20 protein-coding genes are annotated in these 20,247 nt (G+C 71.6%); 11 read left to right on the forward strand and 9 right to left on the reverse strand.

The features are described from left to right. Positions 1-27 precede the first annotated feature (27 nt). The 3 genes from ACZ4NB_RS36500 to ACZ4NB_RS36510 all read right to left on the reverse strand — a co-directional run bounded on the left by ACZ4NB_RS36500 (position 28) and on the right by ACZ4NB_RS36510 (position 2,631). Positions 28-459, reverse strand: coding sequence for a hypothetical protein (locus tag ACZ4NB_RS36500; RefSeq protein WP_467667346.1), 432 nt, complete (start codon positions 457-459; stop codon positions 28-30). A gap of 364 nt (positions 460-823) precedes the next feature. Beyond that, positions 824-1,762 carry an SDR family oxidoreductase gene (locus ACZ4NB_RS36505; RefSeq protein WP_467667347.1) on the reverse strand — a complete coding sequence of 313 codons (939 nt, stop codon included), beginning with the start codon at positions 1,760-1,762 and terminating at the stop codon, positions 824-826. Positions 1,763-1,782: 20 nt separating this feature from the next. Continuing rightward, on the reverse strand, positions 1,783-2,631 hold the full coding sequence (locus ACZ4NB_RS36510; RefSeq protein ID WP_467667348.1) for a hypothetical protein: 849 nt from the start codon (positions 2,629-2,631) through the stop codon (positions 1,783-1,785). A gap of 307 nt (positions 2,632-2,938) precedes the next feature. On the opposite strand from ACZ4NB_RS36510, the gene ACZ4NB_RS36515 reads away from it, so the two are divergent. After that, entirely contained in the window at positions 2,939-3,862 is a 924-nt protein-coding gene (locus ACZ4NB_RS36515) for an SCO4651 family lipoprotein (RefSeq protein ID WP_467667349.1), read from the forward strand. 34 nt (positions 3,863-3,896) lie between these two features. On the opposite strand, the gene ACZ4NB_RS36520 is transcribed toward ACZ4NB_RS36515, so the two are convergent. From ACZ4NB_RS36520 to ACZ4NB_RS36535, 4 genes are all read right to left on the reverse strand, one after another. After that, entirely contained in the window at positions 3,897-4,763 is an 867-nt protein-coding gene (locus ACZ4NB_RS36520; protein ID WP_467667350.1) for an SCO6745 family protein, read from the reverse strand. Between the two features lie 182 nt (positions 4,764-4,945). Then, positions 4,946-5,176, reverse strand: coding sequence for a hypothetical protein (locus ACZ4NB_RS36525; protein ID WP_467667351.1), 231 nt, complete (start codon positions 5,174-5,176; stop codon positions 4,946-4,948). A 2-nt stretch (positions 5,177-5,178) separates the two neighbouring features. Further along, positions 5,179-5,415: a DUF6400 family protein gene (locus ACZ4NB_RS36530; protein ID WP_467667352.1), complete on the reverse strand. Its 237-nt coding sequence runs from the start codon at positions 5,413-5,415 to the stop codon at positions 5,179-5,181. A 310-nt stretch (positions 5,416-5,725) separates the two neighbouring features. Then, complete coding sequence (locus ACZ4NB_RS36535; RefSeq protein WP_467667353.1) at positions 5,726-6,430, reverse strand: TetR/AcrR family transcriptional regulator; 705 nt, start codon at positions 6,428-6,430, stop codon at positions 5,726-5,728. A gap of 202 nt (positions 6,431-6,632) precedes the next feature. On the opposite strand from ACZ4NB_RS36535, the gene ACZ4NB_RS36540 reads away from it, so the two are divergent. The 3 genes from ACZ4NB_RS36540 (at position 6,633) to ACZ4NB_RS36550 (ending at position 11,445) form a co-directional block, all read left to right on the forward strand. Then, positions 6,633-8,153 (forward strand): APC family permease, encoded by a 1,521-nt coding sequence (locus ACZ4NB_RS36540; protein ID WP_467667354.1) that lies wholly within the window; start codon positions 6,633-6,635, stop codon positions 8,151-8,153. 157 nt (positions 8,154-8,310) lie between these two features. Further along, positions 8,311-10,017, forward strand: coding sequence for an amidohydrolase (locus tag ACZ4NB_RS36545; RefSeq protein WP_467667355.1), 1,707 nt, complete (start codon positions 8,311-8,313; stop codon positions 10,015-10,017). A gap of 150 nt (positions 10,018-10,167) precedes the next feature. After that, the gene (locus ACZ4NB_RS36550; protein WP_467667356.1) at positions 10,168-11,445 is read left to right on the forward strand and encodes an MFS transporter; all 1,278 of its coding nucleotides are present in this window, start codon (positions 10,168-10,170) and stop codon (positions 11,443-11,445) included. Here ACZ4NB_RS36550 and ACZ4NB_RS36555 read toward each other — a convergent pair. Continuing rightward, positions 11,345-12,658, reverse strand: coding sequence for an ROK family transcriptional regulator (locus ACZ4NB_RS36555; RefSeq protein ID WP_467667357.1), 1,314 nt, complete (start codon positions 12,656-12,658; stop codon positions 11,345-11,347). The genes ACZ4NB_RS36550 and ACZ4NB_RS36555 overlap by 101 nt on opposite strands. A gap of 151 nt (positions 12,659-12,809) precedes the next feature. Between ACZ4NB_RS36555 and ACZ4NB_RS36560 the strand changes: the two genes are divergently transcribed. From ACZ4NB_RS36560 to ACZ4NB_RS36575, 4 genes are read left to right on the forward strand one after another with little or no spacing between them, the layout of a single operon-like run. Next, the gene (locus ACZ4NB_RS36560) at positions 12,810-14,126 is read left to right on the forward strand and encodes an ABC transporter substrate-binding protein (RefSeq protein WP_467667358.1); all 1,317 of its coding nucleotides are present in this window, start codon (positions 12,810-12,812) and stop codon (positions 14,124-14,126) included. Beyond that, positions 14,123-15,049: a carbohydrate ABC transporter permease gene (locus ACZ4NB_RS36565; RefSeq protein ID WP_467667359.1), complete on the forward strand. Its 927-nt coding sequence runs from the start codon at positions 14,123-14,125 to the stop codon at positions 15,047-15,049. Before ACZ4NB_RS36560 ends, ACZ4NB_RS36565 begins: the two co-directional genes overlap by 4 nt. After that, positions 15,042-15,941, forward strand: coding sequence for a carbohydrate ABC transporter permease (locus ACZ4NB_RS36570; protein ID WP_467667360.1), 900 nt, complete (start codon positions 15,042-15,044; stop codon positions 15,939-15,941). The genes ACZ4NB_RS36565 and ACZ4NB_RS36570 overlap by 8 nt, the downstream gene beginning before the upstream one ends. Before the next feature lie 50 nt (positions 15,942-15,991). Further along, a complete protein-coding gene (locus ACZ4NB_RS36575) occupies positions 15,992-17,359 on the forward strand; it encodes a GH1 family beta-glucosidase (RefSeq protein WP_467667361.1) in 1,368 nt (455 codons plus the stop codon). A gap of 66 nt (positions 17,360-17,425) precedes the next feature. Here ACZ4NB_RS36575 and ACZ4NB_RS36580 read toward each other — a convergent pair whose 3' ends face one another. After that, positions 17,426-17,836 (reverse strand): organic hydroperoxide resistance protein, encoded by a 411-nt coding sequence (locus tag ACZ4NB_RS36580; RefSeq protein ID WP_467667362.1) that lies wholly within the window; start codon positions 17,834-17,836, stop codon positions 17,426-17,428. A 131-nt stretch (positions 17,837-17,967) separates the two neighbouring features. Between ACZ4NB_RS36580 and ACZ4NB_RS36585 the strand changes: the two genes are divergently transcribed. The 3 genes from ACZ4NB_RS36585 to ACZ4NB_RS36595 all read left to right on the forward strand — a co-directional run bounded on the left by ACZ4NB_RS36585 (position 17,968) and on the right by ACZ4NB_RS36595 (position 20,159). Beyond that, a complete protein-coding gene (locus tag ACZ4NB_RS36585; protein WP_467667363.1) occupies positions 17,968-18,420 on the forward strand; it encodes a MarR family winged helix-turn-helix transcriptional regulator in 453 nt (150 codons plus the stop codon). Positions 18,421-18,687: 267 nt separating this feature from the next. Then, positions 18,688-18,921 (forward strand): acyl carrier protein, encoded by a 234-nt coding sequence (locus ACZ4NB_RS36590; protein WP_467667364.1) that lies wholly within the window; start codon positions 18,688-18,690, stop codon positions 18,919-18,921. Beyond that, positions 18,918-20,159 carry a beta-ketoacyl-[acyl-carrier-protein] synthase family protein gene (locus ACZ4NB_RS36595; RefSeq protein WP_467667365.1) on the forward strand — a complete coding sequence of 414 codons (1,242 nt, stop codon included), beginning with the start codon at positions 18,918-18,920 and terminating at the stop codon, positions 20,157-20,159. The genes ACZ4NB_RS36590 and ACZ4NB_RS36595 overlap by 4 nt, the downstream gene beginning before the upstream one ends. The last annotated feature ends 88 nt before the right edge of the window (positions 20,160-20,247 follow it).

Consider the following 20,247-nt stretch of genomic DNA (forward strand, 5'->3'; position numbering starts at 1 on the left):
GACGAGTCGGCGCGCCCAGGGCGTGGGTCAGTGGCCGTAGGGCGGTTCGAAACAGCCCGTCTCCATGTAGGGCCCGTTGACCTGGACCTGATAGTTGGTCTTCTGCACGAACGCGGTCACGCAGGCGTCCTTGTGGACGTGGAGGCCGATCCGGGCGCCTTCGGGGGTGACGTAATGGTCGCCCTCGAAGCGGGCGTTCATGCCCCGCACTTCGAGCTTCCCGCCGAGTTGCTCCCCCTTGGGGCCGGTGCGCAGTTCCTCGTACCCGAGGGCGAGCAGGGCCGTGCGGACGCTCTTGGGGTCCCACTTCCGCTGCTTCCAGAGTCGTTTGAGTACGGGCTCGATGCGGTCGGCTTCCCGCTGGGCGTCCTTCCCGCTGGCAGGGGACATTTCGCCGGAGCGGCGGTAGGCGTTGTTGTCGCCGTAGTGCGGGGCTCCGTCGTGGGCTCCGGGTTCCACGTAGGGGGACGCACCGGCACCGGACGGGCTGGGAGTGGAGCTCGGAGTCGGGCTGGGAGAAGCGGGGGTGGAGCGGGGGGTGGAACTGGGGGTCGTTCCCGGGGCGCCGGCCGCGACGCGCTGCTGGCCGCAGGCGGTCAGTGGCAGGGCGACGCTCACCAGCAGTAAGGCGGCAGCGAGGTGTCTTCGGCGGCGAGGCGTTGATATGAGCATGCGGGTTACTCTGCCACGACGGGCGCCTCGGTATCGGGCCACGGCCGTCAGAGCGCGGCAGCAGGCCGTGCGGCCCCCACTACCGCACCGCGGGTGAGCCTCGGCCGCCGCCTCCATGGGAGTGACCGCAGCGCCCTTGCCGCGGCTCCGGTCAGCGGTAGCCGGTGTCGTCGGCGGGGAGGCCGCGGGACTGGACCTCGTCGAGGTAGCGCCAGCAGTCCGGCTGGGTGCCGTCGGTGTCGGTGAAGCCGTAGAGGGGGGCGAGTTGGCCGCTGGAGACGACCTTCCCGCTCCAGCGGGCGACGTCCGGATCGGCGGCGAGTGCGGTCACCGCCCGCGCCACGTAGACCGGGGACTCGGAGATGCAGAAGTGCGGCACGTCGGCGGTCGCGTCGCGCCAGTTGTCCTCGGTGACGCCGAATGCCTCCAGCATGTGCTCCGAGCGGAGCCAGCCGGGAGTCACGGCCACGGCGAAGGCCCGGTGCGGGGCGAGTTCATGGCTCTGGGCGAGGGTCATGCGCTGCACGGCGGCCTTGACCAGGTCGTAGTAGAAGCCTTCGTGGTGGCGGTAGGCGGCGTTGTACTCCGCGGTCCCGTCGGTCATTTCGACGACCAGTCCACCGGGGCGGCGGATGAGCAGCGGCAGCGCGTGGTGGCTGGTGATCGCGTGGGTGTCGATGCCCATGCGCAGTATGCGCAGCCCACCGGCGAGGTCGTGCTCCCAGAGAACGGTGCCGAACTGGGCGTATCTGTCGCCGCCGAAGATGTCGTTGACGAGGAGGTCGAGACGGCCGTGGTCGCGGTCGATGCGCCGGACGAGGTCACCGACCTGGTCGCTGTCGAGGTGGTCCACCCGCAGGGCCGCACCGGTACCGCCGGCCGCGACGATCAGGTCGCCGGTCCCCTCGATGGTCTCGGGCCGGTTGATCTCCGACCGTCCCGCGGTCCGGCTGCTGCGCCCGGTGGCGTAGACGAAGGCACCCGCGCGGGCGAGTTCCACCGCGATGGCGCGTCCGGCCCCCCGGGTGGCGCCGGCCACCAGCGCCACTCTGCCGTCCAGCGTGCCCGCCGGAGCTTCGTCGTTCGTCATGGGTCGGTCTTCGTCAGGGGTCAAGAACTGAGGTGGTATTGGGCCCAGGGCTGATGCGCCGGCGCGGCCTCCTCGTGCGAGGGTGCGATGGAGCCCCAGGGGGCGAGGGCGTTGTCCCATTCGGAGGCAAGGGCCGTCACGTCCGGGACGCACTCGGTCGAGGGCATCGTGCCGGTGTGCCAGGCCGATGCCATCTGGTGCGCGGAGGGCGCGGCGTTCCAGGCGGCCGTCTGCTGTGCGGGAATGGTGTACTCGGCTTCATGGACATCTCCGGGGCCGCGCCGGTGGCGTCCCGCATGGGATTCCACGGCGCCTGGATAGAACCGCCCCTGGGCGGACAGTTGCTGGGCACGGGTAACCAGGCGCGTGAGGTCGAGCCCGAATTCGGAGGCGAGTTCCCGCAGGTCCACACCGGTCTGCCAACTGCCGATGAGGACCGCGTCCATCGCCGGGGACCAGCTCTGGTCGGACGTGCCCGCCGTGCCGCCACCGGTACCGTCGCGGGACGAACCGGTGGACCGGGTTCCGGCGGACGGGTTCTGAAGCGGAGGCTCGGCCGAGGCATCGGGCACGGGGGGCGCGTCGTCCGGCTCGCTGGGCGGTGCGGCGACAGGCGAGGAGGCGGCCAGCAGCTTTTCGGCGACGGCACGGGCATCGTCCTTGCCCACGGTGCGCCGGGCGATCCGCACTTCCCGCTCGTTCAAACCGAACAGACCGGCCACCGCGCCCGTACTGCCCACCGTCACCGCGAACGCCGCCAAAACCCGTGACCGGTCGGCCTGCGCCTCGTCGAGCCTGGCCTGCGCCTCCCGCACGCGCTCGTCGCCCAAACAAAACGCTTCCGCCAGAACGGCATTGCGGTCCCACAAGTCTCTAGGATCCATACCCATTCAACGCCTCTTGCGCGGAGGTGTCCCGATCTTGCATAGCAAAGCACACCAAAGCACCCATCGAACCACCAGATGAAAATCACTCCGTGTGTCCGGACGAGGGGTGCCGCCAGGGCGGGCGCACGACGAATCCGCAGGCCAGCGAAGTGCCGTTGATATTCGGCATGGATTGTCAGTGCGGTGGGTTACCGTCTTGATCCATCACATCTTCATAGTTTCGGGTGTCTGTGGGGAGACCATGTCCGATCTTTCGCGTAACTCTTCTTCTGCCGGCTCGCGTTCAGGCGTGTCACGTTCCGGCGCCACCGAGTCCGGCGTCTCTCCGTCCGGTGCCGGGCGGTCCCGTACGGCCATCCGGACGCTGGGGGCGCTGCTCGCGGGTGTGATGGTCTGCGGCGGTGCGGCGGCGTGTACGGCCTCCGGCGGCAAGCCCGCGGCCCGGTCCGGCGGGTCGGGGACCCTCAACGCGACGCCGGTCGCCGCGGTGCAGAAGGCGGTCAACAAGGGCGCCAAGCTCAATTCGGGGTCCTATCGCCTTTCGGGCGAGGTCCCGGGCCAGGGAACCGTCGAGGGCAAGGTGTCGTTCAGCCTTCGCCCGCGGGCCATGGACATGCGGATGAAGGCGTCCGGAGGCCGGGAGGAGGGTGAGTTCTCGGTGCGGCTCGTCGGAGGCGCGCTGTATCTGGGGGGCGGCAAGGACGCGGCGGCCGCGATGGGCGGCAAGCGCTGGATCAAGTTCCCCATGAAGCACAAGGACGCCGACCGGGCCGGCGGCTTCGGGGGAATGCGGCGGCAGGCCGACCAGGACCCGGCGGCACAGGCGTCGTTCCTCCCCCAGTCCGAGGACGTCAGGAAGGTCGGCGAGGAGACCGTCGACGGGGTGCGGACCACGCACTACTCCGGCACGGTCGCCGTGTCGGATCTGCTGACGAAGCGGGCCGCCAAGAGCGCGCTGACCGCCGAGCGCCGCAAGAGGGCGGTCGAGCAGTACAGGCAGCTCGGGGTGGACAAGCTGAAGCTCGATATGTGGGTCGGCCCCGATGACCGGATGGTGAAGTTCCGGGAGCGTGCGCAGGCGACGCAGGGCCCGCTCGACGTGACCATACGGTTCTTCGACATCAACAAGCCGGTCCGGGTCCAGGCCCCGCCCGCCTCCGAAACGATGGACCTGGGGCAGAAGTTGAAGGAGGCGGGCAGGCAGCGCGCCTAGGCTTTCCGGCCCCGGGCCACCGGACCGTGGGCCCTTACGAGGGCAGGGGGTCGTCGAGGTGCGGGAGCCCGATGGGGTTGGGGAAGGGCAGCACGTCCGCGGCCAGGATGCGTCGGACGACGGGTTCCAGGGCGTGCAGCAGCGCCTGGATCTCCACTTCGGGCAGGGAGTTCAGCAGCCGGGCGGCCAGCCGGTCGGTGGCCTGCTCGATGCGCTCGCGCTCCCGCAGGCCGTGGTCGGTGGCGCCGCCGTGCGCGTCGACGAGGCCGCGGGAGCGCAACCGGTCCGCGGCGGCCGCCCACTCCTCCTCGCTCCAGCCCCGGTCCTGGCGGATGGTGTCTTCGGGGACGCGGCCGGACGCGGCGGCCAGGACGAGGGCTTCGCAGCCGTCGAGGCCCTCGTCGGCGAGCACGGCGAGGTGCGCGTCGCCCCTGAACTCGCGCAGAGTGGTGACCAGTTGCCACAGTCGCTCGACGGGGTCGGCATGGTCGCACAGTGCCCGGTTGGCGGCGAAGAGGGGCCGTGCCAGGGCGGGGGCATCGTCGACGATCTTCTGGAGCGGCGGCAGCAGTTCGGCGGCGCCGCGCTCCAGTTCGGGACCGATCCTGCGCAGGGCGCGGGCGGCCCGGCTGCCGCGCTCGTCGAGGACGTGCGACGGTCCGGCGATGCTCCAGGCCGCCGGCAGGGCACGGGCCACCATCTGCGGGGCGAACACCCCGAGTACGGCCGTGGCGGCGGCGGGTTCCACGGCCCCCAACGGTGCGGTGCGGGAGGCGAAATACCCCATCCAGAAGCCCTTGAGGCCGAGCGCCCTGCCCAGGCCGCGGCACTCCTCGTCGAAGTAGCAGACCGCGTGCAGCGGTTCGGTCACCAGCCAAAGCGATCGCGCATGCAGCTCCATGAAGATCACGCTACCGCCGCCGCACGTCCGGCGTGGCGCGTCCGGGCACACCGAAGGGCGTGAACCACCCGTACCGCCCCACCCGCCGGCCGACCGGGTGCTGGAGGAGACGTACGAGGACGCGATGCGACGTCTGGCCTGGTGGAGGGCCCAGCGGGGATCGCCGGCCGCGCTCCCGGGCGTCAGCCGTCGGTGCGGCCGCCGGCGCCGAAGCCCGACTGCCAGGCCCACAGGTGGGTGCAGTTGGGGCACTGCAGATGCAGCACGCTGCCCTCGTTGGCCAGGAGGTAGCGCCAGTGGTCGTGGCAGGTGCGGCCGTCGCGGCAGGCGCCGCAGCCCTCGTGGTCCTGGCAGCGGGGGCACGGCACCCAGGCCCGGCGGCCGATATCGGCGGTGGGGTCGAGGGGCAGCATGCTCAGTCCTGCCCGGAGGGCGGCAGCACGCCCGCGGCGACCAGCATGTCGTAGGTGGCCTGCTGGTCGGCGTCCAGGCCCGAGTAGAGCAGGCGGTTCGCCTCCGTCTCGCCCTCCATGACCGCGATGGGGTCCCAGGTGTCGCCCAGCGCCGCGAGGACCTCGGTCCGCCGGCGGGCCTCGTGCTCGGTGAGGTCGAGCTCGAATATGTGGTGGTCCGAGGTGTTGCGGTCGTTCATGGTGCGCGTCCCATACCACGTGCGGATGATGCGGACGTGTCTATCAAGCGGGACGGCACTGAGGAAGCGTCAGGCGGGGAGGGCGGACCCCAGGGGCCGGGAGGCGAGCGGAAGTGGTGGCGCGGAGTGAGGGGGTGTGGCGCAGGGTGAGGGGATTTATATCGGGCGAAAGTCAATCATGTGGGATCTTCTGGGCACCTGGCTGCACATTCCGATGGGCCGCCCCTCCCCCGTCGACCGATATGTACGGGATCTTCCGGCGTGACGTAATTCATCCTCCGTCATCCCACCCGGCGGCCGTCCCTTCACCTCACCCCGCCCACCCCGCCGCCTCCGCCCGGAATGCCGCGATGAGCAGATCGAGGGCGGACTCGACGGCCGAGGCCGCCATGACCGGGAGGTGCTCGCGTACGCGGTGCAGGCTGGGGAAGGCGTCCGCCGGGAGGCTGCCGTACGCGTCCTGCCATGCCTGCTCGTCCGCCGCGCGCTGGGCGGGTGCCAGCCGCAGCACACCGGCGTCCAGGGCCGCATGGCCGAGGGCGGTGTCGACGAAGGCGTGGTAGTGGCGGACGGCGGCGGCGTCGTCGAATCCGGCCTGGAGCAGCAGCCCGATACCGGTGTCGACGGCGCGCTGCTCGTGCGGGCGGCCGGTGACGCGAAGAGTGCTGAAGGCCGCGATCTGCGGGTGGCGCAGCGCGGAGCGGTAGGCGCGCATACCGAAGTCGCGCAGGTCGGCCGCCCAGTCGCCGCTCGGCTCGAAGCCCTCCATGGACTCACCGATCAGCCGGTCGGCGAGCGCCAGCAGCAGGTCCTCGGTGTTGCGGAAGTAGCGGTAGACGGCGGACGGATCGGCGCCGAGGGCCGCGCCCAGCTTGCGTACGGTGAAGCCCTGCGCCCCTTGGCCGTCGATCAGCTCGCGTGCGGTGTCGACGATGAGATCGGCCGACAGAACCACCCCTGAACCGGTCGGCCGACGCCTTTTGCGCTCGGCCGGGACCCGCTCGCTCGCCGCCACACCGCACCCCTCCGCTTCGCCATGGCGCCCGGCCCTGCCCGGCGCGCTCCTGCGCCGTTCCCGAGCCGCGTCAGCGCCCGTCCGGGCCAGTTAACCACCAGGTTACGTCAACACCGTTGACACAAGGGTGTGCGGACTGTTTCATCGGCGGACACACGGCCCATCGGGACCGGTCCGGCCCCCCGTCCAAGGAGTCAGTGCCATGCCCTCCGCAGTGCAGCAGCAGGACCCCGGCCCGGCGAGAATGCGCCGCTCACTGGGGGTGAAGGACGGGGTGGCGATCGCCGCGTCGAGCACCGCAGCGACCACCAGCATCGGCATCGGGATGGGGTCGCTGGCCGCGTACGCCGGCCGGCAGACCCCCGCCCTGTTGCTGCTGGCCTTCCTGCCCATCCTCGGCATCGCGCTGTCGTACGCCCGGCTCAACCGCACCGAGCCCAACTGCGGCAGCGGCTACACCTGGGTGGGCCGGTCCATCGGCCCCTGGCCCGGCTTTCTGACCGGCTGGGTGGTGCTGGTCGGCAATGTGATCTTCATGGCCTACACGGGTGCCGTCACCGGGTCCGTCGTGCTCCAGTTCCTCAACAAGCTCGGTCTGTACAGCCTGTTGGGGCTGCGCCTGGATCCGTCCTCCACCGGCATCAGCACGGCCGTCGGGCTGATCGCGCTGGTCGCCGTCACCCTCACCGCCATCACGGGCGTACGGGCCGCGACCCGGCTGCAGCTGTGGCTGCTGGTCTTCGAGTACGCGGTCCTGCTGGTCTTCTGCGGATACGCCCTGGTCGTCGGCGACCAGCCGTTCTCGCTGTCCTGGCTGAACCCGTTCGACATCGCCTCACCGCAGGCGCTGGCCCAGGGCATGGTCATCGCGGTGTTCATCTACTGGGGCTGGGACGCCGCGTTCAGCGTCAACGAGGAGACCCGCGACGCCTCCGACGCGGCCCGCGGCGGAATGATCGCGCTGGTGGCGATGCTCGGCCTGTTCCTGATCGGTGCGCTGGCCTTCCAGCGGGTGATGAACACCGAGGAACTCATCCGCAACGGCCCGCAGGCGCTCACCTTCCTCGGCGGGAAGCTGGCGCCCGAGCCCTGGGCCTCCCTGCCGCTCGCCGCGCTGATGTGCTCCGCCTTCGCCTCCCTCCAGTCGAGCGTCATCCCCACCGCCCGCGGTGCGCTGGCGATGGCCCGCGACCGGACGCTGGGCCCCGTGTGGCAGCGGGTGCACCCGCGCTACGGCTCCCCCGCCGTGGGCACCCTCCTGATCATGGCCCTCGCCGCGCTGCTCGCCGTACTCGCCGTCGGCATCCCGCAGCTCAACGACATGATCCTCACGGCGGTCAACTCGATCGGCCTGACCGTGGCCCTCTACTACGGGCTGACCGCCCTGGCCTGCGCGGTGCGCTTCCGCAGCAGCCTGCGCCAGGGGGCGGTCCGGGCGCTGCGGGATGTGGTCGTCCCCGCGGCGAGCGCGCTGGCGCTGTTCGGACTCGGCGGCTACCTCGTCCGGTACTACGCGACGCTCAGCGACCACTTCGAGCCGAGCCCGGACAACGGCTGGTTCATGCTGCTGCTCCCCTCGCTGTTCATCCTGGCGGGCCTGGCGACCGCGGCCTGGGCCAAGTGGGTACGCCGGGCGCCGTACTTCACGACCGGCCGGGGCACCGACGCCGACGCGATCACCTTGCCGATGGACGGCGAGGCGGCCCCGCTGCCCCGCGCGTAGCCGAGCCGGCCGCACCCCGATACGGCGGGTCCCGGACCACGGCCCGCCCGGTCCGGAACACGCCGCACTCGACCTCCCCCATCGCGGCCGGTCCCCTGCCGCACCCGCACCACACACATCCGCATCACACACCCCACGCGACTGGAGCAACTGCCAGATGGACCTCCGCACCACCGTCGAGCCCGAGCCGACCCCGGACACCACCGCCGCCGCCGGCTCCCCGGCCGACCTCGTCTTCCTCTCCGGCCCCGTGCACACCGTCGACGCCGCGCGCAGCCGGGCGGGCGCGGTGGCGGTGCGCGGGGACCGCATCGTCGCCGTCGGACACGAGCCGGAGGTACGCGACCTGATCGGGCCGGGTACGGAGGTGGTCGATCTGGGCGGCCGGCTGCTGATCCCCGGCTTCCAGGACGCGCATGTCCATCCGGTCGGCGGCGGCATGGAGCTGGCCCTGTGCGATCTGAGCGCGGCGGAGACGGCGGACGCCTACCGCGAGCTGATCGGCCGCTATGCCGCCGCGCATCCGGACGTGCCGTGGATCACCGGCGGCGGCTGGTCGCTGGAGGCGTTCCCCGGCGGGATGCCGACCCGGGAGTTCCTGGACGCCCTGGTGCCCGATCGCCCGGTGTTCCTCGTCAACCGCGACCACCACGGCGGCTGGGCCAACTCCCGTGCGCTGGAGCTGGCCGGGCTCACGGCCCGTACGCCGGACCCGGCCGACGGGCGGATCGAGCGGGCGGCCGACGGCCGGCCCACCGGCATGCTGCAGGAGGGCGCCATGCGGCTGGTGGCCGAGCTGATTCCGGAGGCGGGCCTCGACGAGCAGATCGCCGGCCTGCTCAGGGCGCAGCGGCTGCTCCACTCCTACGGAGTGACCGCCTGGCAGGACGCGATGCTGGGCGACGGACCCGGCACGGTCGACGCCGTACCCGCGTATGTGGCCGCCCGGCAGGACGGGAAGCTGACCGCACGGGTGACGGGGGCGCTGTGGTGGGACCGGGCCCGGGGCGTCGAGCAGATCCCCGAACTCATCGCGAAGCGAGCCGAGTTGACCGACGGGCGGCTGCGCGCGACCAGCGTGAAGATCATGCAGGACGGGATCGCCGAGAACCACACGGCCGCGATGCTCACGCCCTACCTCACCGCCTGCGGCTGTGCGTCCGACAACAGCGGCATCTCCTTCATCGACCCCGAGGAGCTGCGGACCTACGTCACCCTGCTGGACGCCGAGGACTTCCAGGTGCACTTCCATGCGCTGGGCGACCGGGCCGTACGCGAGGCGCTGGACGCGGTGGAGGCGGCCCGGCGGACGAACGGCCGGCGCGACACCCGGCCGCACCTGGCCCATCTCCAGGTCGTGCACCCCGATGACGTCCCGCGGTTCCGCCGACTGGGGGCGACGGCGAACATCCAGGCGTTGTGGGCGGCCCATGAACCGCAGATGGACGAGCTGACGATTCCCTTCCTGGGTGCCCAACGGGCGGCCCGTCAGTACCCGTTCGGCGATCTGCTGCGCGCGGGCGCCACCCTCGCGGCGGGCAGCGACTGGCCGGTCAGCTCCCCCGACCCGCTCGCCGCGCTGCATGTCGCGGTCAACCGCCGTACGCCGGAGGCCCCGTCCTCGGCGCCGGTCTTCCTGCCCGAGCAGCGCATCGATCTGGGCTCGGCGCTCGCCGCGTACACGGCCGGCAGCGCCTACGCCAACCACCTCGACGACACCGGCTCCATCCGGCCGGGAATGCTGGCCGACCTGGCCGTCCTGGACCGCGATCCCTTCGACGGCCCCGACGAGGAGATCGCCGAGACCCGTGTCCTGCAGACGTTCGTCGGGGGGCGTCGGGTGTACGCGGCCGAGGACGCCTGAGGCCGGGCGCGGCGCGGGCGTTCTTGGGCGTTCCTCCAGATGCCGTGGGCCTTCCGCGGCGTCGTTTCGGAGGACGTGCGGATGGTCCGGCGGCCGGGACCACGGGTCTACTGGGGCGAGTTGCTCGTTCGGGGGGATGCGGTGTCTGCGGTGAGCGGTCTTCGTTCGGTGTTGTCCGTCGCGGGTACCTGGCTGCCGGTGCTCTCGTTCCTGGCGCGGCTGCCCGCTGCGCTCTGCCCGATCGGCACGCTGATGCTGCTGACGGAGCTGGAAGGTATCGCGCGGGCCGGGGTGGTCGCGGGGATGCTGTGGCTGGGGCAGGCGGTGGGCGGTCCGCCGATCGGGCGGCTGGCCGACCGGCGCGGGCACCGTCCGGTGTTCCTGGTGGCCGCCCCGGCGAACGCGGTGGCCGCCGTGGCGCTGGTGGGGTCGGTGCTCGGCGGGCTTCCGGTAGCGGCGTCGGCGCTGCTGGCGGGGCTGGTCGGGTTGACGATGCCGCAGGTGGGGCCGCTGTCGCGGACGCGGTGGATCGCCTTGACCGTGTCCCGCCCCGAGGGGAAGGAGTTGACCGCGCGTGCGCTGTCGTTGGACACCACGATCGACGAGATCAGTTTCATGGCGGGGCCGGCGCTGGCGGCGACGGTCGTGGTGGTGTGTCACCCCTCGGCGGCGCTGCTGCTCGCGGCCCTGCTCAGCGCCGTGTGCGGGGTGCTGTTCGGGCTGCATCCGACGGCTCCGGGGCCGGTGCGGTCCGGGCCCGGGACGGCGGCCGGGGTACGGCTGGCGTCGCCCGCCCTGATCGTGCTGTGTGCGATGGCGCTGGCGCAGGGGCTCATCTGGGGCGGCGCCAACGCAGGTGTCAGCGCGCTGTCCGAGCATCTGGGCGATGCCGGCATGGCCGGTTTCGTCTGGGGCGCGATGGCGGTGACCAGTGCGCTGGCGGGGCTGGTGGCGACCGCGCGGCCGGGGAAGCGGGATCTGACGGTCCGGCTCCGGCTCGCGATCGTGGCGCAGACGCTGCTGGTGCTGCCGCTGCTCGCGGTGTCCGGGTTCGCCGGTACGACACTGGTCGTCGCCGGGATCGGCGCGGCGGTGGCGCCGCATCTGATCGCGGTGTTCGGGCTCGCCGAGCGGGTCGCGCCGGCCGCGCGGATGGGCGAGGCGATGACGCTGCTGGGGTCCGGGCTGATCGTCGGGCAGGGTGTGGCGGCGCTCGCGGCCGGTCCGCTGGCCCAGGCGTACGGGTTCCGGGCCGCGTTCGGGGTGAGCTGTGCGGCGGGGCTGGCCGCCTGTGCGGTGGCGCTGGTGCTGGTCCGGGGGCGGCGGTTCACCCCGGTGGCCGCCGGGTCCGGGCGTCCAGCACCGTCCGCCACCCTGGTGTCGCCGCCGGCTCCGGAGCCCGCGCCGGCCGCCGACCGCCGCGCTTGAGGAAGTCCGCCAGCGGCAGTGTCGCCGCGCCGACCGTGACGGCGTCCGGGCCGAGCAGGCCCAGACCGATGGTGACGCGGCCGGCGGGGTGGGCGAGGGCGTAGGCGGTGGCGTGGGTGCGGACGGCGGGCAGGAGGTGCGGGCCGAGCCGGAGGCCGACCCAGCCGCCGATGAGCACCCGTTCCGGGCCGAAGAGGTTGATCAGGTCGGAGATACCGGCCCCGAGGTATTCGGCGGTCTCGTCCAGGACGCCGCGGGCGATCGGGTCGGGGGCGCTGCCGTACGGGGGGAAGGCGGCGTCGGCCAGGGCGGTGATCGCCGTCTCCTCGTCGGCGTCCACCGGGGGCCGGCCGCCCGCCTCCCGCCAGCGTCGCAGCAGCGCCTCGGATCCGGTGTACGCCTCCAGGCAGCCGCGGGCTCCGCAGCGGCAGCGCCGGCCGCGGACCTGGACGGTCAGATGCCCCCATTCGCCGGCGCTGTCGCGGGCCCCGCCGTGGACGGCGCCGCCGGTGACGATGCAGGCGCCGACGCCGGAGCCGAGGAGCACGACGACCGCGTCCTGGGCGCCGCGTCCGCCGCCGAACCACATCTCGGCCTGGCCGAGCGCCTTGGCACCGTTGCTGATGAAGAGCGGTACGTGTGCGGGGAGTTCGACGGCGTCGCGGAGCAGGCCCTCCAGCGGTACGGCGTCCCACCCGATGGTCTGGCCGTGGACGACCGCGCCATCGGGACCGGCCCGGTCGACGATGCCGGGGACGCCGACACCGATGCCGAGCAGCCGATCCGGGTCGGTACCGCTCTCGCCCAGCACGGTGGCGACGCCGTCCGCGATCTGCCGGGTGATCGCCTCGACGTCGTAGCGGTGGTCGCTCAACGGGAGTTCGGTGCGGGCGAGTTCGGCGAGCGAGAGGTCGAAGAGCTCGATCCCGACCCGGGTCTCGCCGACGTCCACGCCGATGAGCCGGCCGGCCGACGGGGCGATGCGCAGCAGGGTGCGCGGCCGGCCGCCGTCGGAGCCGACCACCCCGGCCTCCTCCAGCAGTCCGTCGTCGACGAGTTCGGCGACCACATTGCTGACGGAGCCTGAACTGAGGCCCGTTTCCGGGCCGAGTTCCTGCCGGCTCAACGGGCCGTCGAAATACAACCGTTGCAGAACCGCGGAGCGATTGGCTCGGCGCAGGTCACGCACGGTCCGTTGGGTGTGCTCGGCCATCCGGTCCCCCTCCCGCCCGCAATCTACCGGGGTGCGGTCCCTTGACGCGCCCTTCTCTCGGGCTTTAACTCACACCCTAAGTTAAGCCATGAGGCCGTTCAGGAACTGAACATGGCCGACCTCGGACTCCTCAGAGAGAGGCGTATCCGTCATGCGCAGACTCCGAGCCGCGACCCTCACCGCCACCGTCACCGCGCTCGCCGCCCTGGCCTCCGGATGCGGCGGCGGGACGAGCCCCGGTGGCGGGGCCGGCAACGACTCCCCCAGGACGCTGACCTACTGGGCGTCCAACCAGGGACCCAACGTCGAGGCGGACAAGCGGATCCTCGGCCCCGAGCTGAAGAAGTTCGAACGCCGCACCGGAATCAAGGTCGAGCTGGAGGTCATACCGTGGCCCGACCTGCTCAACCGGATCCTGGCCGCCACGACTTCGGGGCAGGGGCCGGACGTCCTGAACATCGGCAACACCTGGTCCGCCTCGCTCCAGGCCACCGGGGCGCTGCTCCCCTGGGACAAGCGGAACTTCGACGCGATCGGCGGACGCGACCGGTTCGCGGCACCGGCGCTGGGCGCAACGGGCGCCCCGCACCAGGATCCGGCCGCGGTCCCGCTGTACTCGCTGACCTACGCGCTCTACTACAACAAGCGGATGTTCAAGGACGCCGGAATCAGCCGACCCCCCACCACCTGGGACGAGTTGGTCGCGGCCGGCAAGCGGATCTCCAAGGACGGCAGGTGGGGCCTGGGCGCCGAGGGCGGCCAGCTGGCCAACAACATCCACCAGGCGTTCGTCCTCGGCAAGCAGCACGGCGCCGACTTCTTCGACGGCGTCGGCAGGCCCACCTTCACCTCCGACGGCGCGGTCGCGGCGGTCAAGCAGTACGTCGACCTCATGGCCAAGGACAAGATCATCGCGCCGGGCAACGCCGAGTACGGGCAGAACCAGTCGCTCAGGGACTTCGCCAAGGGCAGGACCGCCATGGTGCTGTGGCAGGCCGCGGCCACCACCTTCGCGGCCGACGGGATGAAACCCGAGGACTGGGGCGTCGTCCCGGTGCCCGTCGCGTCCGGCACCCCGGGCGGCGGCCGGCAGACCAACTCCATGCTCGCGGGCATCAACCTCGCCGTCTTCCGCAACACCGACAACCTCGACGGCGCCCGGAAGTTCGTGAAGTTCCTGACGAGCGACGCCGAGCAGCGGCTGCTGAACAAGACCTACGGCTCCGTACCGCCGGTCAAGGCCGCCCAGCGGGACGCGGCGTTCAACCGGCCGGACACCAAGGTGCTGCGCGAGACGCTCACCAGGAGCGCGGCACCGCTCCCGCAGGTCACCGACGAGGCGCAGTTCGAGACGTCCGTGGGCACGGCGATCAAGGACCTGTTCGCCGACGCGGCGGCCGGCCACCCCGTCACCACCGAGTCGGTCAGGGCGCGGCTGGCCAAGGCAGAACAGCAGATGGCGAAGTGAGGCGGCTGCCCGTCCGGTTGCGCCGCGCCGGACTGCCCTATCTGCTCCTGCTGCCCGCGCTGGCGCTGGAGCTGCTGGTCCACCTCGTACCGATGGTCATCGGCATCGTGATGAGCTTCAAGGAGCTGACGCAGTTCCACATCGGCAACTGGGGCCCGGCCCCCTGGAAGGCGCTGGGCAACTACCGGGTCACCGTCGACCTCGACGCCCCGGTCGGCGCCGCGCTGCTGCACTCCTTCTGGATCACCTGTGTGTTCAGCGTGCTGTCGGTCGGGCTGTGCTGGCTCCTCGGCACCACGGCCGCGATCATGCTGCAGGAGAACTTCCGGGGCCGCGGCCTGCTGCGCGCCGTCTTCCTCACCCCGTACGCCCTGCCCGTCTACGCCGCGGTGATCACCTGGGCGTTCATGTTCCAGAAGGACAACGGCCTGGTCAACCACGTCCTGCACGACCAGTTGCGGCTCACCGACGGGCGGCCCTTCTGGCTGCTGGGCGGCAACAGCTTCGTGGCGCTGCTGGTGGTCGCGGTCTGGAAGACCTGGCCGTTCGCGTTCCTGGTCGTGATGGCCGGGCTGCAGAACATACCCAAGGACCTCTACGAGGCGGCGGCGCTCGACGGCGCGGGCATGCTCCGGCAGATCCGGCGGATCACCCTGCCCTCGCTGCGGCCGGTCAACCAGGTGCTGGTGCTGGTGCTGTTCCTGTGGACCTTCAACGACTTCAACACGCCGTATGTGCTGTTCGGCAAGGCCGCTCCGGAGGCCGCGGACCTGCTGTCCATCCACATCTACCAGTCCTCGTTCGTCACCTGGAACTTCGGCACCGGATCGGCGATGTCCGTCCTGCTGCTGCTCTTCCTGCTGGTGGTGACCGCCGGCTACCTGCTGGCCACCTCGCGCGGAAGGAGATCCGCCGATGGCTGACCGCTCCCCCACGGCCCGTAGGCGCACCCCGGCCCGCCGCAGGGCCTCCCCCACGGCACCGCCCCGCTGGTTCCGGTATGCCCGAGGGATCTTCCTCACCGCGCTGACCGGCTTCGTCCTGCTCCCCGTCTACGTCATGCTCAGCAGCTCCCTCAAACCGCTGGAGGACGTCTCGGGCACCTTCCACTGGCTGCCCAGCGAGCTGACGATCCGTCCGTACCTCGACATCTGGCGCACGGTCCCGCTGGCCCGCTACTTCACCAATTCGCTGATCGTGGCGGGTTCGGCCACCGTCTGCTCGGTGCTGATCGCGGTCTTCGCGGCGTATGCGGTCAGCCGCTACCGCTTCCGCGGCAAGCGGGTGTTCACGGTAACGGTGCTGTCGACGCAGATGTTCCCGGGCATCCTCTTCCTGCTGCCGCTGTTCCTGATCTACGTCAACATCGGCAACTCCACCGGCGTCGCCCTCTACGGCTCCCGCGGCGGCCTGATCCTGACCTATCTGACGTTCTCGCTCCCGTTCTCGATCTGGATGCTGGCCGGATACTTCTCCTCCGTGCCGCGGGAGCTGGACGAGGCCGCCTACGTGGACGGCTGCGGGCCGCTCGGCGCGCTCTTCCGGGTCGTGGTCCCGGCCGCGCTGCCCGGGATCGTCGCGGTCGCGGTCTACGCGTTCATGACGGCCTGGGGCGAGGTGCTCTTCGCCTCCGTCATGACCAACGACACCACCCGCACCCTGTCGGTCGGACTGCAGGGCTACGCCACCCAGAACGACGTCTACTGGAACCAGGTCATGGCCGCGTCGCTGGTCGTCAGCGTCCCGGTGGTCGCCGGGTTCCTGCTGCTCCAGCGCTATCTGGTCGCCGGGCTCACCGCCGGGGCCGTCAAATGAACCGTGCCGAACCGAACCGTACCGAAAGGCCCCCTACAGAAAGCGGTGCCGTGACCGACCGGATCGACTTCGCCGCCCTGCCGGACGACTTCGCCTGGGGCGTGGCCACGTCGGCGTACCAGATCGAGGGAGCCGTCGCCGAGGGCGGCCGAGGTCCCTCCATCTGGGACACGTTCTCGCACGCCCCGGGCCGGACCCACAACGGCGACACCGGCGACCGGGCCTGCGACCACTACCACCGCTGGCGCGAGGACATCGGCCTGATGCGGCAACTGGGCGTCGGCGCCTACCGGTTCTCCCTCGCCTGGCCGCGGATCGTGCCGGACGGCCGCGGCCGGGTCAACGCCGAGGGCCTGGCGTTCTACGACCGGCTGGTCGACGGGCTGCTGGAGGCGGGCATCACCCCCTCCGCCACCCTCTACCACTGGGATCTGCCGCAGGCGCTCCAGGACCGCGGCGGCTGGACCTCGCGGGAGACCGCCGAGCATCTGGCGGCGTACGCCTCGGTCGTGGCCGGGAAGCTCGGCGACCGGGTCCGGCACTGGGCCACGCTGAACGAACCGCTGTGCTCGGCCTGGATCGGCCATCTCGAAGGCCGGATGGCGCCCGGCCTGCGGGACCTCACCGCGGCGGTGCGCGCCTCGTACCATCTGCTGCTCGGGCACGGCCTGGCGACGGCGGCGATCCGCGCCGGGGCCACCGACCCCGAGGTCGGCATCGTCAACAACCTCAGCACGGTCGAGCCCGCCACCGGATCACCGGCCGATGCCGCCGCGGCGCTGCGGATGGACGGGCACACCAACCGCTGGTGGCTCGACCCCGTCCACGGCCGCGGCTTCCCGGCGGACATGCGCGAGGTGTACGGGGTGGAACTGCCGGAGCGCCCCGGTGACGCGGAGACCATCGCCCGGCCGCTGGACTGGCTGGGGCTGAACTACTACTTCCCGGCCGTGGTCGCCGCCGACCCGGACGGCCCGCCCCCGTTCGCCCGCCCGGTGCGCCGCCCGGGCGTCCCGCGTACGGGCATGGACTGGGAGATCGACGCCGGCGGCATCGAGGCCCTGCTGCTGCGGCTGACCCGGGAGTACGCGGCGCGCAAGATCTACGTCACCGAGAACGGCTCGGCCTACCCGGACGTGGTCACCGCCGACGGAAGCGTCCAGGACGTCGAGCGCACCGATTATCTGCATCGGCACATCGCCGCGTGCGCCCGCGCGGCCCGCCGGGGCGCGCCGCTGGCCGGATACTTCGCATGGTCCCTGATGGACAACTTCGAGTGGGCCTACGGGTACGACAAGCGCTTCGGCCTGTTCCACGTCGACTACGCCACCCAGGCCCGCACGCTCAAGGACAGCGGCCGGCACTATGCCGAGCTGATCGGGAGCCGTCCGCGCCGCGGCACTCCGCCCGCGGCCTGACCGCCACCTCGCCGGCACGGCCTCCGGCCGGCCTCCGCGACGGGGGCCGGCCGGAGGGCGGGCGGGTTACTCGACGACCAGCTCGACGTCGATGTTGCCGCGGGTGGCCTTGGAGTACGGGCAGAACTCGTGGGTCGCCTCGACCAGCCGGCGCCCGGTCTCGCCCGCGAGCGCGTCCGGCAGCTCCACCCGCATCACGACGGCCAAGCCGAAGCCGGTGGCGTCCTTGCCGATCGAGACCTCGGCGGTGACCGAGACGTCCTTGGTGTCGAGCTTCATCTGGCGGCCGACATTGCTCATCGCGCTGGCGAAGCAGGCCGCGTATCCGGCGGCGAAGAGCTGCTCCGGGTTGGTGCCGGCGCCGTTGCCGCCGAGCTGCGGCGGCATGGCCAGCGCCAGGTCGATCTTGCCGTCGGAGCTGACGGCGCGGCCCTCCCGGCCGTTGGCGGTGGCGACAGCGGTGTACAGCGCGTCCATGAGGGGTCCCCTTCGATAGCGCGGCGGCCGTTTCCCGGCCGCCCGACGACATCGACGATCGCACACTTTTAAATTGCTCGCAACTTAGTTGTGCACAACTAAGTCGCTCGCAGGGAGCTACCCTGGATGCCATGACCACGACTCCCGTGCCCGACGCCGAACTGCTCCGCTTGGACCACCAGGTCTGCTTCTCCCTGCACGCCGCGTCGCGCGCGTTCGGCGGCGTCTATCGGGACGCCCTGAAGGACCTGGGCCTGACCTACCCCCAGTACCTGGTCATGCTGGTCCTCTGGGAGCACGGCTCCCAGCCGGTCAAGGCCATCGGCGAGCAGCTCCGGCTGGACTCCGGCACCCTCTCCCCGCTGCTCAAGCGACTGGAGGCGGCCGGCCTGGTCCGCCGCGAGCGCAGCGCCGAGGACGAGCGCTCGGTCACCATCCACCTCACCTCCGGCGGCGATGACCTGCGCGAACAGGCCCTGCCGGTTCCCCGCCGGATGCTCGCCGCCACCGGGTTGACCATCGAGGAACTCCGGACTCTGCGAACCCTGTTGGGCCGCGTGACCAGCGCGCTCGACGAGGCATGACCTCCGCTTCCGGCACGACTTCGACGCGGTTCCCGGCCGCGCCTCTCACCGGTTGACCTGATTTGGACCGTAGGCTTCTCGCCGTCACCGCAACGCGGGGCGCGCCCCTCTGTCGTGCCCTGTACGCCATCACCCCATTGAGCGACCAATGTTGGGGCGAAATCGGGACGAAGGCGTATAAAGGGTGGCTAAACCAGCCGGGCCGCCGGCGAACACCCGTGCAGGACGCGGATGGCAGCACGCCTACGACAAGCGGAGGAGCGCCACGTGAATGCGGCAGAAGTGGTCAAGATTTTGCTGGTCCAACGATTCGGAGTCCCCGCACCCCACGTCAACGCCGATACGCCGTTGTGCAATCTGCGCATGGACTCGCTGGCCCTGGAGGAACTCCGCGTCCTCATCGAGGAACAGCTGGATGTCGACCTCGATGAAGTGCCGTTGACCTCGCGCAACACCGTGGGTCAGCTGGTGGCCGCCCTCGACGGCAAAGTCACCGCGTGACGGCCCGCCGGCAGCCGTTTCACGCGGCTGTGACGGGGCTCGGGATGGTGACCGCCGCAGGCGTGGGCACGAAGGCCACCTGGCGCTCCGTCACCGAGGACACCGTGCCGCACGGAGTGCGCCACGAAGAAGAACTCGTGGATCTCCCCTGCGACTTCATGTACACCATCGCCGATGTGGACACCGCCGCGCTGCTCGGCGTGAGCGCCCAGCGGCTGATGGACCGCTTCTCCCAGCTCGCGGTGATCGCCGCACGGGAAGCCGTCGCCGACGCCGGGCTGGACTCCGACACCTGGGACGGCAGCCGGGTCGCCGTCGTCATCGGCTCGGCGCACGGCGGGCTGCCCTTCTACGACGAGCAGCATGCCGCCATGACCACCCGCGGCGCGCGGCGCGTCTCCCCCAAGCTCGCCCCCCTCACCATGGTCAACGGTGCCGCCAGCAGCGTGTGTATGGACGTCGGCGCCCAGGGCCCCAGCCTGGGTGTGGCGACCGCGTGTTCGTCCGGCACCGTCGCCCTGGGTACCGCCTACCAGATGTTGCGCTCCGGGGCCTGCGATATCGCCATCGCCGGCGGCACCGAGTCGGTCCTGTCCCGGCTGCTGGTCGCCAGCGCCTGCCGGCTCAAGGCGGTCTCCACCCGCCGGGAGAACCCGTCCGCGGCCTGCCGGCCGTTCGACGCGGACCGGGACGGTTTCGTCATCGGCGAAGGCTCCGGGCTCCTCGTCCTGGAGCGGCCCGAGCACGCCAAGGCCCGTGGGGCCACCGTCCGCGCCAGGATTTCCGGATACTGCGCGACCAGCGACGCGTACGCGGCCGTGGCACCCGACCCCGAGGGGAAGGGGATCGAGCAGGCGCTGCGCAGCGCCATGGCGGACGCGGACGTCCAGGCCGGCGACGTCGGCCATGTCAACGCGCACGGCACCGCGACCGTCGTCAACGACCTCGTCGAAGCCACCGTGCTGCGCCGGGTGCTCGGGGACCACCCCCTGGTCACGTCCACCAAGGCGATGACCGGGCACACCCTGGGCGCGGCCGGCGGCATCGAGTCCGCGCTGACGGTCCTGGCCCTGGAGCAGCAGCTGGTTCCGCCGACCGCCAATCTCGATGTGCCGGATCCGCGGATCCCGATCGAGATCGTGCGAGCGAAGGCCAGGCCGGGGACGTTCGACTGCGCGGTCAAGACGTCGCTCGGCTTCGGCGGGCACAACGCCGCGCTGGTGCTGACCCGCGGCTAGGGCCTGTCCGATGGGTCGGGGTCGGAAAGGCCGCGGCGTCTGGTGCGGTGCATCGCAAGGCGCCGGAGCGTCTCGATAGCGGAGCTAT

Source organism: Streptomyces sp. NPDC026575, assembly GCF_055567415.1.

Coding starts and splice junctions, on each gene's coding strand:
- ACZ4NB_RS36505 (WP_467667347.1), bottom strand. CDS start 1,762: ATGACGAACGACGAAGCTCCGGCGGGCACGCTGGACGGCAGAGTGGCG.
- ACZ4NB_RS36520 (WP_467667350.1), bottom strand. CDS start 4,763: ATGGAGCTGCATGCGCGATCGCTTTGGCTGGTGACCGAACCGCTGCAC.
- ACZ4NB_RS36525 (WP_467667351.1), bottom strand. CDS start 5,176: ATGCTGCCCCTCGACCCCACCGCCGATATCGGCCGCCGGGCCTGGGTG.
- ACZ4NB_RS36530 (WP_467667352.1), bottom strand. CDS start 5,415: ATGAACGACCGCAACACCTCGGACCACCACATATTCGAGCTCGACCTC.
- ACZ4NB_RS36540 (WP_467667354.1), top strand. CDS start 6,633: ATGCCCTCCGCAGTGCAGCAGCAGGACCCCGGCCCGGCGAGAATGCGC.
- ACZ4NB_RS36545 (WP_467667355.1), top strand. CDS start 8,311: ATGGACCTCCGCACCACCGTCGAGCCCGAGCCGACCCCGGACACCACC.
- ACZ4NB_RS36555 (WP_467667357.1), bottom strand. CDS start 12,658: ATGGCCGAGCACACCCAACGGACCGTGCGTGACCTGCGCCGAGCCAAT.
- ACZ4NB_RS36560 (WP_467667358.1), top strand. CDS start 12,810: ATGCGCAGACTCCGAGCCGCGACCCTCACCGCCACCGTCACCGCGCTC.
- ACZ4NB_RS36570 (WP_467667360.1), top strand. CDS start 15,042: ATGGCTGACCGCTCCCCCACGGCCCGTAGGCGCACCCCGGCCCGCCGC.
- ACZ4NB_RS36580 (WP_467667362.1), bottom strand. CDS start 17,836: ATGGACGCGCTGTACACCGCTGTCGCCACCGCCAACGGCCGGGAGGGC.
- ACZ4NB_RS36585 (WP_467667363.1), top strand. CDS start 17,968: ATGACCACGACTCCCGTGCCCGACGCCGAACTGCTCCGCTTGGACCAC.